Raw genomic sequence first — 12,729 nt, forward strand, 5'->3', positions numbered from 1 at the left:
CCTAAAGCTTATTACGTTGGGTGAAGAGTTGTTGATTAAATTTTTGGTCGACATAGGGGTAAACTTTAAACTCGGTGTCATAAGGGGAAACCAACTCATAATGAATATGAAATTTTCCCCCATTCTCTTCGTTGCTTTTCTGATGCAAAGTTTACATGTTGTGGCTCAGCACAAAGATTCAACAACTTTAAATAGTAAAATATTAACCGAAACCATCAAAGGTACCGTGTTAGACAAGGGCAGCAGGTTACCATTAGCTGGTGTTACGATAAGGTTAACCTCAAATCCATCTGTTAAGGTGTCTAGTACAGATCAGAATGGTGTATTCCGTTTAATTGGTGTGCCTTTAGGTCGTCAGGTATTACAGGCCAGTATAACCGGTTACCAACACGTAGTTCTTGCCGAACTATTGATTACCAGTGGCAAAGAAAATATATTGAATCTGGAGATGGAGCCGCAAAGCAATAACCTGAACGAAGTCGTCGTAAATGCGAATTCAGGTAAAAAGCCATTAAACCAAATGGCACTGGTTAGTGGACGTTCCTTTTCTCCTGAGGAAACGAATCGTTATGCTGGTGCATTTTTTGACCCAGCAAGAATGGCTCAAAGCTTTCCAGGCGTTGTTGCCGGCGGCGATGATAACGAAATCATCGTAAGAGGGAATTCTCCAAAAAGTTTACAATGGCGATTAGAAGGAATAGAAATTGTAAATCCGAATCATTTTGGTAGTGAAGGGGCCTCTGGAGGTGGGGTGAGTATGATCAATACCACCGTTTTAAGTACCTCTGACTTTTATACAGGAGGTTTAGCGGCAGAATATGGTAATGCGATTTCTGGTGTTTTTGACTTAAAGTTCAGAAAGGGAAATACAGACAAGAGAGAATATGCCTTTAATATTGGAGTATTAGGAGCTGGGGCTACTTTGGAAGGTCCATTTAAAAAGGGTGGGGCTGCCTCATATTTGGTTAGTTACCGTTATTCTTCCTTGAGTTTACTGGAAAAGGTGGGAGTTGAAGTTTCGGATGCGGGTACGCCAAAATATCAGGATTTGTCTTTCAATTTTGTATTCCCTACAAAAAAGGGAGGTACTTTTTCCTTGTTTGGAATTGGTGGCTTGGGTAAGATCAATAAAGTGGCAGACCACGATTATACAAAATGGGAAGAACGGTATGACGGCTCGAATCAAAATTTGAGTTTTAATGCTGGAAGTGCAGGCTTGAAGCACCTTTATATTGCCAACAGCAAACTTTATTTTAATAATATCGTTTCTGTTTCTGTTAGTCGAAGCGCTAATACTACCGACACGCTCACTAAAAACTATCAGCCTAGTCTCGATTATAAAGATCAGTATACCAATACGGCGATTCGGTATGCGGGAAGCCTAAATTATAAGATCAACGGCTCAAATACGATCAGGGCAGGTGTAAATGCTAGTTTTTTAAAATATGACTTGTATGCATTAACTCATGATACACAACTTAATGCATTAAAAGAGTTGATTAATCAACAAGGTAATACCAGTAGTTACGATGGATTTGTGCAACATAAAGCCGAATTAAACAGTAAACTAACCTTAAACACGGGACTGCATATCAATTATTTTAACTTAAGCAAGAGTTGGAGTTTTGAGCCCAGATTAGGCTTAAAATATCAACTGTCTCCGGATCAGCTGCTATCTTTCGGAACAGGTTTGTATAGCCGTCTTGAACCGCTTTCCTACTATTTTGCTAAAAGTGGAGCATCATCTGGAAGAGCTGAGCCTGTTAAACCGCTTACGCCTACAAAGTCTGCGCAAGCTGTATTGGGATACGAAAAGCTATTTGGTGGAAACCTGAAATTTAAAACAGAAGTGTATTATCAGCATTTGTATGATGTGCCGGTGTCTGTAGATCCAACTGTGAATTTTTCATTGCTCAATGTCTCAGATAATTCCGCCATCAGTTCTTCCGCTTACCGTCAGCTTGTTAATAAGGGGACTGGTAAAAACTATGGTGTCGAGTTTTCACTTGAAAAATCCCTGAGTAAAGGTTATTATTTCATTGCCACAACTTCATTATTCGATTCGAAATTTAAAGCTTTGAGTGGTAAGGAATTTAATACGTCCTTCAATACTCGATACGTAGGTAATCTTTTGGCAGGAAAAGAATGGATAGCAGGCAAAAAAAAGAACAATATTTTCGGGTTGAATGCAAAATTGATTTATGCCGGTGGCAGAAGGTATTCTCCAATTCTGGTTGAAGAGTCTTTTAGGTTGGATGAAGAAGTCATAGATCAGAACAAAATTAATACTTTAACTGCTGATCCTTATGTAAGGGTTGATTTTTCTGCCAGCTATCGTATCAATAGTAAGAGCGTAAGTCATTTGATTATTATTGATATTCAGAATCTTTTGAACCGTGAAAATACGGTTGGGATGTTCTATAATTCGAGTAAACGGGTTATAGAACCACAAAAATGGAGTGGAATTATTCCCACAATTAATTATAGGATAGAGTTTTAAGTGTATTTGTAAATATACTTTTAGCGAGGATGCTGTTTTTTTGTGTAAAAAGTGTATCTTTGCGACAGTTTGGTTAAGTAGGTGTTTAAGCTTCAAATCATTGGACACTTGCTGATTAATTTCGATACATTACATATTGAGGCCATACTACACCCAGAAGTGCTATTAGCGCTTCTGGGTGTTCTTTTTTAGGGCTTTTTTCTGCCTTAAGCTTTATAAGCTTCAATCTCTTTTGCCAAAAACTAATGCAGCTTACAATTGGTACCACAATCCTATGGACTTAAATTATCCGATAACGCTTCTGCATTAATGCCAGGTAAATGTTTTTCAACGGATCTTATGCAGAATTGGTTGTTACATCAATTTCAGCTATTATAAATTGTTTCGCTAAATTTGTTAGTATTATGATTTTAAATGAAGAGCAAGTAATGTCATTTAACCGGTTTGCAGCTGCCTTTGTAACCGCCAATAAATATATGAGTAAGGCAATAAGTCGTTATAATAAATTGATTGTCCTGACAGAAAGCAATAGGCTCATCTTTGATTTCAATGGTTTTACTGAAGAGTATCAGCGAAAATTCATTCTTAATAATTTTGAACTTTACTGCACATCCTTATTTATTGCTTTTAAACCAAGGATTGTTACATTTCTAAAAAATGAAGGTATGACTTCCTATAGCTTTGATTGCGTGTTCTTATTAGGTGATCGGAGGTTGACTAAAATTGAAAGCGTAAAGGTGTAGCTGTTGGTACTTGGCTTTTATGTGGAAAAGCTTTAGAAGTGGGGGGAGAAGGATTCGAACCTTCGAAGTCTTGCGACAACAGAGTTACAGTCTGTCCCATTTGGCCACTCTGGTATCCCCCCATTTATATCGTTCTAAATAATAAAGCTTCAGATTGCTCTGAAGCTTTATTGGTGGAGAATATCGGATTCGAACCGATCACCTCTTCACTGCCAGCGAAGCGCTCTAGCCAAATGAGCTAATCCCCCTTAAAACTGCCGATAATCAATTACCAGCGTGGGGCAAAAGTAATTAAATTTAGAAACCCTACAAATTAAATATTGAAATAACTGCTCTGGGAATCTGTAATAGAATCATATGGCCACGTTGTCAGTGGATTATCGTTTTGATTTATTCCTTGCGTGACTTTAATTCAGAGAGGATCTCTCTAAGAATTTGGTTTTTTTCCTTTGCTGTGTTACGAAAGCTGTTTAGAATTAAGAAAAATAGAATGGTTGCCACCAGTGTAAACACGATGGGAAGTAGAGCCATTAATTGAAATAAATGCATAGTTTGGGTTTAAGTTATCTTAAAGTTATAAAAAATAGTTCTAAACTAGTCGTAGTTTTGTGGCTTTATACCCCATTACCTACGTTTGGGGAAGTTTAACTATTTTCAATACGATTCAAATTGTACTCAAAAGATCAAGTATCACAATTAAAACAGGAATTCTGGACCGCATTTGGACAGTATATTGCACCGCAACTATCAGCTGAAGGGTTAAGAATCAATTGGATTAACTATAAAACAGGAATAAAACACCTGTTCTTTAAAATGCAAGCTGATAAACGTCAGGCTACAATAGGGATAGAGATCACGCACCCAGATGCAGGTATGCAGGAATTGGTATTCGAGCAATTTAAAGAGTTTAAAAAGTTGTTTGAAGCTCAGGTGCAGGAAGAGTGGGAATGGGAACTTGGGGCAGTTGATGAGTATGGTAAAAAGATTAGCCGCATTTATACAGTCTTGCCAGGGGTTAGCATCTTTAAAAAAGAAGACTGGCCAGCATTGATCTCATTTTTTAAACCAAGAATGATTGCATTGGACGAATTTTGGAACGATGCACAGCATAGTTTTGATGTGTTTAAATAAAAAAATCGGGTATATTGTGCCATTATAATTTTTAATATACATGAGACAATACACCATAATTTTTTCTTTCCTTTTGCTATTGGGCATCTCTTTTTCTGCTCAATCTCAAGTACAGCCAGTTTTTACTGGGGCAAAAGCTACGTTGAAGCACTATAAGGCATTGTATGTGCTAAATAGTGGTGATGAAAAAAAGATCAATGGCACCCTCCGCAATATTAAAAATGCACTGGAAGATCCACGACTTAAAGGAAAATTAGAATTAGAATTTGTTGTTTTTGGAGATGGGGTAACCATTTATGACAAAAATAGCCCGTATCAAGAAAAGCTAAAAGACCTAAAGGCAAGAGGAGTGTTACTTGCGCAGTGCGAAAATACCCCTAAGGAACGAAATATCGATAAAAATACCCTATACGATTTTATAAACTTTGTGCCTAGCGGCAATGGAGAGATCATCATCAGACAGCAACAAGGCTGGGCGATTGTTCATCCTTAAAATTATACCTAAAAACCTTTAAACCATTGATATGAAGAAAGTATTTCTTTTGTTTTTTGCCCTTTTAATTTCAAGTGCATCATTTTCGCAAGGTATTTTAAGCCTTATAGGCAAATCACAAAATTTGTTTAATCAGTTCTCCGAAGATAAATTTACTGAAGCTTATGCTAATTTTGATGCTACCTTTCAAGCTAAGGTGACCCAGGATGATTTAAAGTCGCTATGGGGTAAAATAGGCGAACGATTTGGTAAGCTAGATGCTGTATCGGTCATAAATAGTAAAACTGAAGGTGACTTTTACACAGTTATAGTAGAAGGGAAGTTTACTAACGATACGCAGAATTTTATGATTGCTTATAATAAAACTGAAAAGATAGTAGGCTTTTTCCTTCAGCCTAAGTCAACAGCAGCTGCTTACGTAGCTCCTGCTTATGCTGATACAACTTTATATAAAGAGAAAGAGGTCTATGTCAAGTCGGCAGATCATAATCTTGTTGGATTACTAACTGTTCCTAAAAATGCGACCAATTATCCGGTTGTGGTGTTGGTGCATGGCTCTGGTCCAAGTGATATGGATGAAACTATTGGTCCAAATAAGCCATTTAAAGACCTGGCAGCGGGTTTGGCTGCCAAAGGCATTGCTAGCATCCGCTATGTGAAAAGAACAATGGTTTATCCAAATGATTTTGGTGGTGCTTTCACTGTTAAGGAAGAGGTTTTAGATGATGCATTGGCTGCGGTTGCCTTGGCGAGAACAATTCCGGAGGTAGATAAAAAGCAAATTTACTTATTAGGGCATAGTTTGGGTGGAATGTTGGCTCCAAGGTTGGCAATGTTAGCACCTGATTTAAATGGGGTTTTGTTACTTGCTGCACCTGCAAGATCATTGACCGATTTAATGGTGGAACAAAATAAGTACGGCTTTGCACTTTCTAAGGATACCACTCAGGCGGGTAAATTACAGCTCGATAGTGTGATTAAAATGCTTGATAAAACCAGAATTACTCAATTGGGTGCAATGAAGCCGGATTCTAATGTTTTAGTTCTGCCAGCATCTTATTTGGTTGATATTAATAATTATAATCAGGTTGAAGTCGCAAAGAAATTGAAACAGCGCATTTTTATAGCTCAAGGAGGTCATGATTTTCAGGTATCGACAACCGATTATGATTTGTGGAATGCTGCGCTTGGTAAAAAGAAAAATGTGGAGTTGAAACTGTACCCTAGTCTTAATCACTTAATGAGTTGGCAGACAGAAAAGGGATCGATGAATCAATATAGTGTCCCTTCAAGCGTATCAGAAGAGCTGATTACTGATCTCGTCAATTGGATTAAAGCTAAGTAATGATATAATTGGCTATGTTAAATTATGATATTGTCTGATAGTTTAGCTTTATTTAATTTATGGCAAAATTGTTGCATGTATTAAATTGAATTTAAACGTAAAGCAAAGTTAATTATGATTAAAAGGGTGCACGTACTTGAAGATGACGAAGATATCAGATATATTATTGGAGTTTTATTGAAGGATGAGGGATATGAACTTCAGCTTTCATCGTCATTTAGTGACCTAAAAAGCAAACTGAAAGATTCTGTTCCTGATTTGTTTATTTTAGATGTAATGATTCCTGATGGTAATGGTACAGATATTTGTGCGGACCTGAAAAATGATATTTTTACAAAACAGATCCCCATTATAGTAATGTCTGCAGATGACAAAAATAAAGATAAAAGTCTAGGAGCTGGGGCTGATGATTATATCAGTAAGCCTTTTGACATTGATCATATTGTTAATCGAATTAACAAATTGTTAGTAAAATAGATTAATCTCAATTTATAAAAAGGGCTGATCATGTATATTTGTGATTAGCCTTTTTTATGAAAAAGCCGTACCCCAGAAATGATGATGAAAATTTTGAAAAATAACGGTCTTGTATTGATGCTGACCTTATGCCTTCTAGGTGTAAGTTGTATGGCTTCGGCTCAGAAACTCCACACGCTAAATGTTAAAAACACCAAGCAACTGAAAGAATTTTTTAGGTACAAAGGCAAAAATATACCTGTTATTAGCGGTCATAGAGGAGGCATGATCAAAGGCTTTCCTGAAAATAGTATTGAGACTTTTGAAAACACCTTACGTTTTACGCCTGCTTTTTATGAGATAGATCCGCGTTTAACAAAGGATGGTGTGGCTGTGTTGATGCACGATGCTACATTGGACAGAACCACTAATGGTACGGGTAAAGTTTCTGATTATACTTATGCAGAACTACAGAAATTTAGGTTAAAAGATCCTGAAGGCCATGTGACTGAGGCTAAAATTCCGACGCTGAAAGAGGTGATTCTTTGGAGCAAAGGTAAAACGATAGTGAACCTGGATAAAAAGGATTTGCCTTTGGAGGTGACAGCAAAGATTTTGACGGAATGTAAAAATGACATCATCATGCTTACGGTACACAACGCGGAACAGGCCAAGTTTTATTATGATTATAATCCTAAGTGGATGCTTTCTGCTTTTGTGAAAACTAAAAAGGCGTTTAAGGAATATGAAGGCGCCGGGATTCCATGGTCAAATATTATTGCTTATATCGGTCCGGAAAATAAGCCCGAGAATAAGGAATTGTTTGATATGCTGCATGCTAAAGGAGTAATGTGTATGATTTCGGCTGCACCAACTTATGATAAACTAGCTGATGCTGCTGAACGCGCAAAAAATTATAGAGAGACTTTTGTGCAAGGAGCAGATATTTTGGAATCTGATTTGCCAATAGAGGTTGCAGAGGCTATAAAATCGATCAAGCCTCAGACTAAATTTTAGGGAATATTCCCTTATCTGCTTGCGGCCGTTCGCTATAAGGCCTTAGTTTAAGGTGAAAATGAAGTCTGCCTCATCCGAATTCCCTACATAAAATTTAAGGGTGGTTTTAGGCGATTTTATTAAAGGTGCAATTGGAGAGATTAGATCCGAAAATTGCACCTTTAACATGTCCATATCGGTTTCTTCTGGAACGCGGATCAAAAGATCACCACCGCTACTCCTTACTTTCCAGTCTTCAAATGTTTCATCTTTTTGTAGCATTTGCTTCCATTCCTGTTGATATTTTCCCATGATTTTTTTCTTTTTATAAAGTTAAGGACATTCCTTTAAAGATCTGTTGTTTTTTGGTCGTTATGGAAACGGAACAATTGTTGCATCCTGCTGTTGTAACACAAATAAAATGAAAAGAAACATGATCAAGAGTATCGCAGTAAAATTGGTTTTAACCCTTGTTTTAATCATAGGGATCAATATGATCAGCAAGGCTGATGAGATTAGGTTAGTAGTTAAAGAAGATCTTGCCAGTTGTACCGGTGTTGCACCTATGACCTGTATGCAGGTAAAATATAAGACCAGTAAGAACTGGGAGCTGTTTTATAGCCAGATTTCTGGGTTTAAATATAAGCCGGGTTATCGTTATGTACTTCTGGTAAATCGTACCAAAAGAACCAATGTTCCTGCAGATGCTTCGGCTTATGAGTATAAGCTAAAAAGGGTGGTAAAGAAAGTGAGAATGAAACAGAATACTACAACTGCATGGGATTTTGTATTGAAACACAAATGGAAGCTGATTCAGATGAATGGTGTGACGCAGAGCGAATCTCCGGTATACATGACATTTGATGGAGAGAAAAAACGTGTTGGCGGAAAATCGGGTTGTAATTCTTTCTTTGGAGGCTTTAAGAAAAGTGATGACACGTTAACTTTTAATCAGATGGCTGGTACGATGATGGCTTGTGGTCCGGAATTGAATAAGCTAGAGCATGAGTTTTTAACATTGATAGGAGATAAAACCTTTAGATACGATGTTGCAGACCAAACGCTTAATCTTTATCAGGGTAATAAGCTGGTGTTAATGTTTGGAATGGCACCTTTAAAATAAGTTTATCCTGGATCTTTTTAGATCTGATCAATAAAACGGCTAGATAGATAGGGCTTTTGACCTATCCATCTAGCCGTTTTTATTTTTCTTTTGGAAGCTAAATCTTTATCTCTTACATTTGGTAAATATTTACGTAAGTATTTACCTATATGGCGCAGAATATTATCAATGAATTGGGTGCTTTAGCTATTGGTTCTAGAATGAGGCGGCTTTATGACGCTTTGTCTAAAGATGCAGCAAGGGTTTATGAAGATCATGAATTGCAATTTGAGATCAAATATTTCACACTTTTCTATATCATTAGTAAAAGAAAACAGATTGGGATAATGGATATTGCTGAAGAGTTGAGCCTTACACATCCAGCGATTATCCATTTAGCCAAAGAGTTGGAAAAAAAGGGATACATCGAATCTGCGAGTGCTCCTGGCGATAGCAGAAAAAGAATGCTGCAGCTTTCTGCTAAAGGGAAAAAAAGTCTTCCCGCTTTTAAAAAGGTATGGGAGAAGATTAACACTTTAAATGAACAGCTTTTTGTGCAGCAGCACCAGTTGTTGCAAACGCTTGAAGCGATAGAAAAGACATTGGAAGAAAGGTCCTATTATAAAAGATTTCAAAATGATACAGCTAGATAATCCTACCTGGAGTGCTTTAACCAGCACACACAAACACTTTGCGTTGGGCTCAAATACCGCTAAAAGGTATCCGGCGAATGTTTTACCTTTTGTAGCTTTTGATCCCAATGCGACTGAGCCATTGGATACGTTGGGTGATATAGTAACCAACGAAGGTGTTTGTATCATTGGAGATCTTCCTGAGATTCCTTCTACATGGACTGTATTTAAAAAATTGGAATGTGACCAAATGGTTTGTTCCGAATTGATATCCCTGAAACAAGATGACAGCATTGAAGTTTTGAAGCTGGGAGAGGAGGATGGTCCAGCGATGTTTGAACTGATCAACAGTATTCAGCCCGGTTTTTATAAGGATTATACAGCAAACCTTGGAAGCTATTACGGGATCAGAATAGAAGGGAAGTTGGTGGCTATGGCTGGTGAGAGACTTAAAATGACAGGTCTGAGCGAGGTGAGCGCAGTTTGTACCCAGCCCGATCATATTGGAAAAGGCTTTGCAGCCCACTTGGTTTCGGTCGTATGCAAAAATATGATCGCACAGGGCAATACTCCCTTTTTACATGTATTAAGCACTAATTTAAGAGCAGTTCAACTTTACGAGCGCTTAGGCTTTGTAAAAAGAAGAAGCATTCTGTTTTGCCTGATCAAAATAAATTCGGTCAAGTAATTAAATGAAGCCTGCTATTCGATTTTGTAAAGTCATCCGATGTAATTACCTTCAAATCTAATATGTCAATGGAAGGAAGAATTTGGAAGATGAAATAAAGGGGCTCGTGCCTCATGTGTTAAGTTTCATTGTTAGTGAGTTTTGTAAGTACGGCTTTTTAATTGCCTATGAGAAGGATTTATCGGATTTGAAAGGTCTCATTGAACCAGATTCGATTGCGGCAGAAGATTTTGAATTGCTGGAGGCTGTAGATGATGAGGTGGTGCAACTGCTACTCCGATCCATAGATAAAGTTGTGGAGTGTTCTAAAACCTTTTTCATGATCAATAACCTGGATGAGTTTGAGGTGATGGAAAATGAGGAGTATAATCAGTTGGCTTCTGATAATTATTACATTTATATCATGGATTGGGAACATAAGTCCTATAACGATTTATTGGTCAATCTGAATGCTGTTTATTTTACCATTGCCAGATTGTTGCACCATTGTGCTGCTCAGTTAAAACGCAACGTAATAGAATTACCAGATGAGTTTTATGATAGTGATGAGTTTTTGAATCAATATTCAGATATACTAGATCATAAACTTTATGATGATGATGATAAGAATGTAGCTTTGCTGTACGACCTTATTGTGGATTTAAACCTTGACTTACTGGATATTGACCGATTGTCTTAATAGGCCTTCGATTTAATTGATATTATTATCTTTGGTGATTATAAATAACAGAGATATATGTCAGATCAGAAAAAAGAAATATTCGACAGTGTAGCACAGCGTTTAAAAATTGAAGGCTTTAATGTTGTTAATCGTGATGAGACCCGTCCTTGGGGTGGTTTTTTTGTAATTGATGAAGAACAAGCACAGCAGTTTGCTAATGTATATTTTGATAAATTAAATGTTGATGATTTAAAAATATCAGGTAAACTTAGCCCAAAAATATTAATAGTTGCCCCAAATACCAGGCTTTCATGGCAATATCATCATCGCCGTGCAGAAATCTGGAGAGTGGTAAACGGCACGGTTGGTGTAATCACCAGTGATACAGACGAACAAGGCGAGGTAAAATCGTTAACACCTGGACAAACGATTAAATTAAAACAAGGTGAACGTCACCGTTTAATTGGTTTGGACGACTGGGGGATTGTTTCTGAAATTTGGCAACATACAGATCTTACAAATCCTTCGGATGAGAATGATATTGTTAGGGTTCAGGATGATTTTGGACGTTAAGACATCTCAACGTCATTTCTATTTGCAACACATCTAAATACGCATAATACCCGTTAACACTATATATGATTATTTTATCTTTTTTCCTTTTACACTGGTTTCTTTCCCTTTTTTCTCAAACGTTCTTTTTACATCGCTACGCTTCGCATAAAATGTTTAAAATGAATCCTTTTTGGGAGAAGTTTTTTTATCTGATTACGTTTTTATCACAAGGCTCATCTTTTTTAAATCCTCGCGCTTACGCGATATTACACCGGATGCACCATGCTTTCAGTGATACAGAAAAAGACCCGCACTCTCCGCATTTTGTAAAAGATGTGTGGGGGATGATGATCCAGACCAAGAATATTTATTTGAATTACGCGAAATATAACGTTGAACCTGAAGAGCAGTTTAGAGACAATTACCCATCTTGGCCAATTATTGATAAAATTGGTGATTCCTGGATTACACGTTTTGTTTTTATTGGTTTTTATGTGTGGTTCTATGTAACTTTTGCTACTGCATGGTGGATGTTTTTATTGTTGCCAATCCACTTTTTAATGGGTCCACTTCACGGTGCAATTGTAAACTGGTGCGGTCATAAGTATGGTTATGCTAATCATGATAACAATGACCATAGTAAAAACTCTTTGCCACTTGATTTTTTAATGCTAGGGGAGCTATTTCAGAATAACCATCATAAAAAACCGAATAGCCCAAACTTTGCTTCGCGATGGTTTGAGTTTGATCCGACTTATCCGTTGATGAAAGTGATGCACTGGATGCGGATTATCAAAATAAGAAAGACAAATTAAGTGATCTGTTTTCGGACTGGAACAAATGCCTGAAGAAGGCAATTGTTCCTAGGTCCTCTTCCAGACACTGAATTTGTTGGAAAAAAAACGAGGGTTCTGTTATGCAACCCTCGTTTTTTTATGCACAATATTTTATGCGTTATTTTTTGTGTGGATACTGTTTTTTGGTATCTAAGTTTTGTACTAGGCCAGGGGAGTTAGATACTGAGTGTAAGCGTATCCTTCTTCTCCTTGATCTGTTTTAACTTGCCACCATTGATCGTTGGCTTTGCTGACCAATGTTATTACTTCATTTCTGGCAGCTTTTCCCACGATGTCATCATTGGTACTTGGTCCTTTACGGATGTTGAGGTTAGAGCTATTGGTGGTTACTTTAAGCTTAGTGCCTTCTGTAACACCCGCTACGCTGTTGATGTTCATGACGAGGTCTCCTGATGCATAATTTGGATCAAGTCGTTCATAGGTATCCCACAGCTGTTGTTTTACCGTGCCGTTGGTCGAACCATCGATATACAATACGCCATCTTGCTCGCGTACATTTAAGCCACTTACACCAGCAGTATTTGCAGTGTCTATTAGTTCTTTATATTTTTCTTGTAAGGCCATTTTATT

At 37.3% G+C, this 12,729-nt stretch carries 15 protein-coding genes and 2 tRNA genes; 13 read left to right on the forward strand and 4 right to left on the reverse strand.

Annotated elements, in window-relative coordinates; all coding sequences use genetic code 11:
• The first annotated feature begins 106 nt into the window (after nucleotides 1-106).
• Nucleotides 107-2,500, forward strand: coding sequence for a TonB-dependent receptor (locus tag EZ444_RS03455; protein WP_225874619.1), 2,394 nt, complete (start codon nucleotides 107-109; stop codon nucleotides 2,498-2,500).
• 404 nt (nucleotides 2,501-2,904) lie between these two features.
• Nucleotides 2,905-3,243, forward strand: coding sequence for a hypothetical protein (locus EZ444_RS03460; RefSeq protein WP_131607338.1), 339 nt, complete (start codon nucleotides 2,905-2,907; stop codon nucleotides 3,241-3,243).
• A 39-nt stretch (nucleotides 3,244-3,282) separates the two neighbouring features.
• Here EZ444_RS03460 and EZ444_RS03465 read toward each other — a convergent pair.
• Together EZ444_RS03465 and EZ444_RS03470 are read right to left on the reverse strand one after the other, a co-directional pair.
• Nucleotides 3,283-3,365: transfer RNA gene (locus EZ444_RS03465), tRNA-Tyr, on the reverse strand.
• Nucleotides 3,366-3,414: 49 nt separating this feature from the next.
• Nucleotides 3,415-3,491: transfer RNA gene (locus EZ444_RS03470), tRNA-Ala, on the reverse strand.
• 421 nt (nucleotides 3,492-3,912) lie between these two features.
• On the opposite strand from EZ444_RS03470, the gene EZ444_RS03475 reads away from it, so the two are divergent.
• The 5 genes from EZ444_RS03475 to EZ444_RS03495 all read left to right on the forward strand — a co-directional run bounded on the left by EZ444_RS03475 (nucleotide 3,913) and on the right by EZ444_RS03495 (nucleotide 7,685).
• The gene (locus EZ444_RS03475) at nucleotides 3,913-4,374 is read left to right on the forward strand and encodes a DUF4268 domain-containing protein (RefSeq protein ID WP_131607340.1); all 462 of its coding nucleotides are present in this window, start codon (nucleotides 3,913-3,915) and stop codon (nucleotides 4,372-4,374) included.
• Between the two features lie 40 nt (nucleotides 4,375-4,414).
• Nucleotides 4,415-4,867, forward strand: coding sequence for a DsrE family protein (locus tag EZ444_RS03480; RefSeq protein ID WP_131607341.1), 453 nt, complete (start codon nucleotides 4,415-4,417; stop codon nucleotides 4,865-4,867).
• A 31-nt stretch (nucleotides 4,868-4,898) separates the two neighbouring features.
• Complete coding sequence (locus EZ444_RS03485; protein WP_131607343.1) at nucleotides 4,899-6,212, forward strand: alpha/beta fold hydrolase; 1,314 nt, start codon at nucleotides 4,899-4,901, stop codon at nucleotides 6,210-6,212.
• Nucleotides 6,213-6,326: 114 nt separating this feature from the next.
• The gene (locus tag EZ444_RS03490) at nucleotides 6,327-6,689 is read left to right on the forward strand and encodes a response regulator transcription factor (RefSeq protein ID WP_131607345.1); all 363 of its coding nucleotides are present in this window, start codon (nucleotides 6,327-6,329) and stop codon (nucleotides 6,687-6,689) included.
• A 78-nt stretch (nucleotides 6,690-6,767) separates the two neighbouring features.
• Nucleotides 6,768-7,685, forward strand: a complete 918-nt coding sequence (locus EZ444_RS03495; RefSeq protein WP_225874620.1) for a glycerophosphodiester phosphodiesterase family protein — start codon at nucleotides 6,768-6,770, stop codon at nucleotides 7,683-7,685.
• 42 nt (nucleotides 7,686-7,727) lie between these two features.
• Here EZ444_RS03495 and EZ444_RS03500 read toward each other — a convergent pair whose 3' ends face one another.
• Complete coding sequence (locus EZ444_RS03500; protein ID WP_131607347.1) at nucleotides 7,728-7,976, reverse strand: hypothetical protein; 249 nt, start codon at nucleotides 7,974-7,976, stop codon at nucleotides 7,728-7,730.
• Nucleotides 7,977-8,097: 121 nt separating this feature from the next.
• Between EZ444_RS03500 and EZ444_RS03505 the strand changes: the two genes are divergently transcribed.
• From EZ444_RS03505 to EZ444_RS03530, 6 genes are all read left to right on the forward strand, one after another.
• Complete coding sequence (locus tag EZ444_RS03505; protein ID WP_165503515.1) at nucleotides 8,098-8,787, forward strand: DUF4377 domain-containing protein; 690 nt, start codon at nucleotides 8,098-8,100, stop codon at nucleotides 8,785-8,787.
• 149 nt (nucleotides 8,788-8,936) lie between these two features.
• Complete coding sequence (locus EZ444_RS03510; protein WP_131607350.1) at nucleotides 8,937-9,419, forward strand: MarR family winged helix-turn-helix transcriptional regulator; 483 nt, start codon at nucleotides 8,937-8,939, stop codon at nucleotides 9,417-9,419.
• Complete coding sequence (locus EZ444_RS03515) at nucleotides 9,403-10,086, forward strand: GNAT family N-acetyltransferase (protein ID WP_131607351.1); 684 nt, start codon at nucleotides 9,403-9,405, stop codon at nucleotides 10,084-10,086. The genes EZ444_RS03510 and EZ444_RS03515 overlap by 17 nt, the downstream gene beginning before the upstream one ends.
• Nucleotides 10,087-10,168: 82 nt before the next feature.
• The gene (locus tag EZ444_RS03520; protein ID WP_131607352.1) at nucleotides 10,169-10,765 is read left to right on the forward strand and encodes a hypothetical protein; all 597 of its coding nucleotides are present in this window, start codon (nucleotides 10,169-10,171) and stop codon (nucleotides 10,763-10,765) included.
• 57 nt (nucleotides 10,766-10,822) lie between these two features.
• Complete coding sequence (locus tag EZ444_RS03525; RefSeq protein ID WP_131607353.1) at nucleotides 10,823-11,320, forward strand: cupin domain-containing protein; 498 nt, start codon at nucleotides 10,823-10,825, stop codon at nucleotides 11,318-11,320.
• A 65-nt stretch (nucleotides 11,321-11,385) separates the two neighbouring features.
• Nucleotides 11,386-12,117 carry an acyl-CoA desaturase gene (locus tag EZ444_RS03530; RefSeq protein WP_131607354.1) on the forward strand — a complete coding sequence of 244 codons (732 nt, stop codon included), beginning with the start codon at nucleotides 11,386-11,388 and terminating at the stop codon, nucleotides 12,115-12,117.
• A 183-nt stretch (nucleotides 12,118-12,300) separates the two neighbouring features.
• Here the strand turns inward: EZ444_RS03530 and EZ444_RS03535 are convergent, their stop codons facing one another.
• Nucleotides 12,301-12,723 carry an SH3 domain-containing protein gene (locus EZ444_RS03535; protein ID WP_131607355.1) on the reverse strand — a complete coding sequence of 141 codons (423 nt, stop codon included), beginning with the start codon at nucleotides 12,721-12,723 and terminating at the stop codon, nucleotides 12,301-12,303.
• Between the last annotated feature and the right edge of the window lie 6 nt (nucleotides 12,724-12,729).

It is taken from the genome of Pedobacter hiemivivus (assembly GCF_004331685.1).
In the GTDB taxonomy this organism is placed as follows: domain Bacteria; phylum Bacteroidota; class Bacteroidia; order Sphingobacteriales; family Sphingobacteriaceae; genus Pedobacter; species Pedobacter hiemivivus.

Coding starts and splice junctions, on each gene's coding strand:
- EZ444_RS03505 (WP_165503515.1), top strand. CDS start 8,098: ATGATCAAGAGTATCGCAGTAAAATTGGTTTTAACCCTTGTTTTAATC.
- EZ444_RS03515 (WP_131607351.1), top strand. CDS start 9,403: ATGATACAGCTAGATAATCCTACCTGGAGTGCTTTAACCAGCACACAC.
- EZ444_RS03490 (WP_131607345.1), top strand. CDS start 6,327: ATGATTAAAAGGGTGCACGTACTTGAAGATGACGAAGATATCAGATAT.
- EZ444_RS03500 (WP_131607347.1), bottom strand. CDS start 7,976: ATGGGAAAATATCAACAGGAATGGAAGCAAATGCTACAAAAAGATGAA.
- EZ444_RS03495 (WP_225874620.1), top strand. CDS start 6,768: ATGATGATGAAAATTTTGAAAAATAACGGTCTTGTATTGATGCTGACC.
- EZ444_RS03535 (WP_131607355.1), bottom strand. CDS start 12,723: ATGGCCTTACAAGAAAAATATAAAGAACTAATAGACACTGCAAATACT.
- EZ444_RS03460 (WP_131607338.1), top strand. CDS start 2,905: ATGATTTTAAATGAAGAGCAAGTAATGTCATTTAACCGGTTTGCAGCT.
- EZ444_RS03510 (WP_131607350.1), top strand. CDS start 8,937: ATGGCGCAGAATATTATCAATGAATTGGGTGCTTTAGCTATTGGTTCT.
- EZ444_RS03525 (WP_131607353.1), top strand. CDS start 10,823: ATGTCAGATCAGAAAAAAGAAATATTCGACAGTGTAGCACAGCGTTTA.
- EZ444_RS03530 (WP_131607354.1), top strand. CDS start 11,386: ATGATTATTTTATCTTTTTTCCTTTTACACTGGTTTCTTTCCCTTTTT.
- EZ444_RS03485 (WP_131607343.1), top strand. CDS start 4,899: ATGAAGAAAGTATTTCTTTTGTTTTTTGCCCTTTTAATTTCAAGTGCA.
- EZ444_RS03480 (WP_131607341.1), top strand. CDS start 4,415: ATGAGACAATACACCATAATTTTTTCTTTCCTTTTGCTATTGGGCATC.
- EZ444_RS03455 (WP_225874619.1), top strand. CDS start 107: ATGAAATTTTCCCCCATTCTCTTCGTTGCTTTTCTGATGCAAAGTTTA.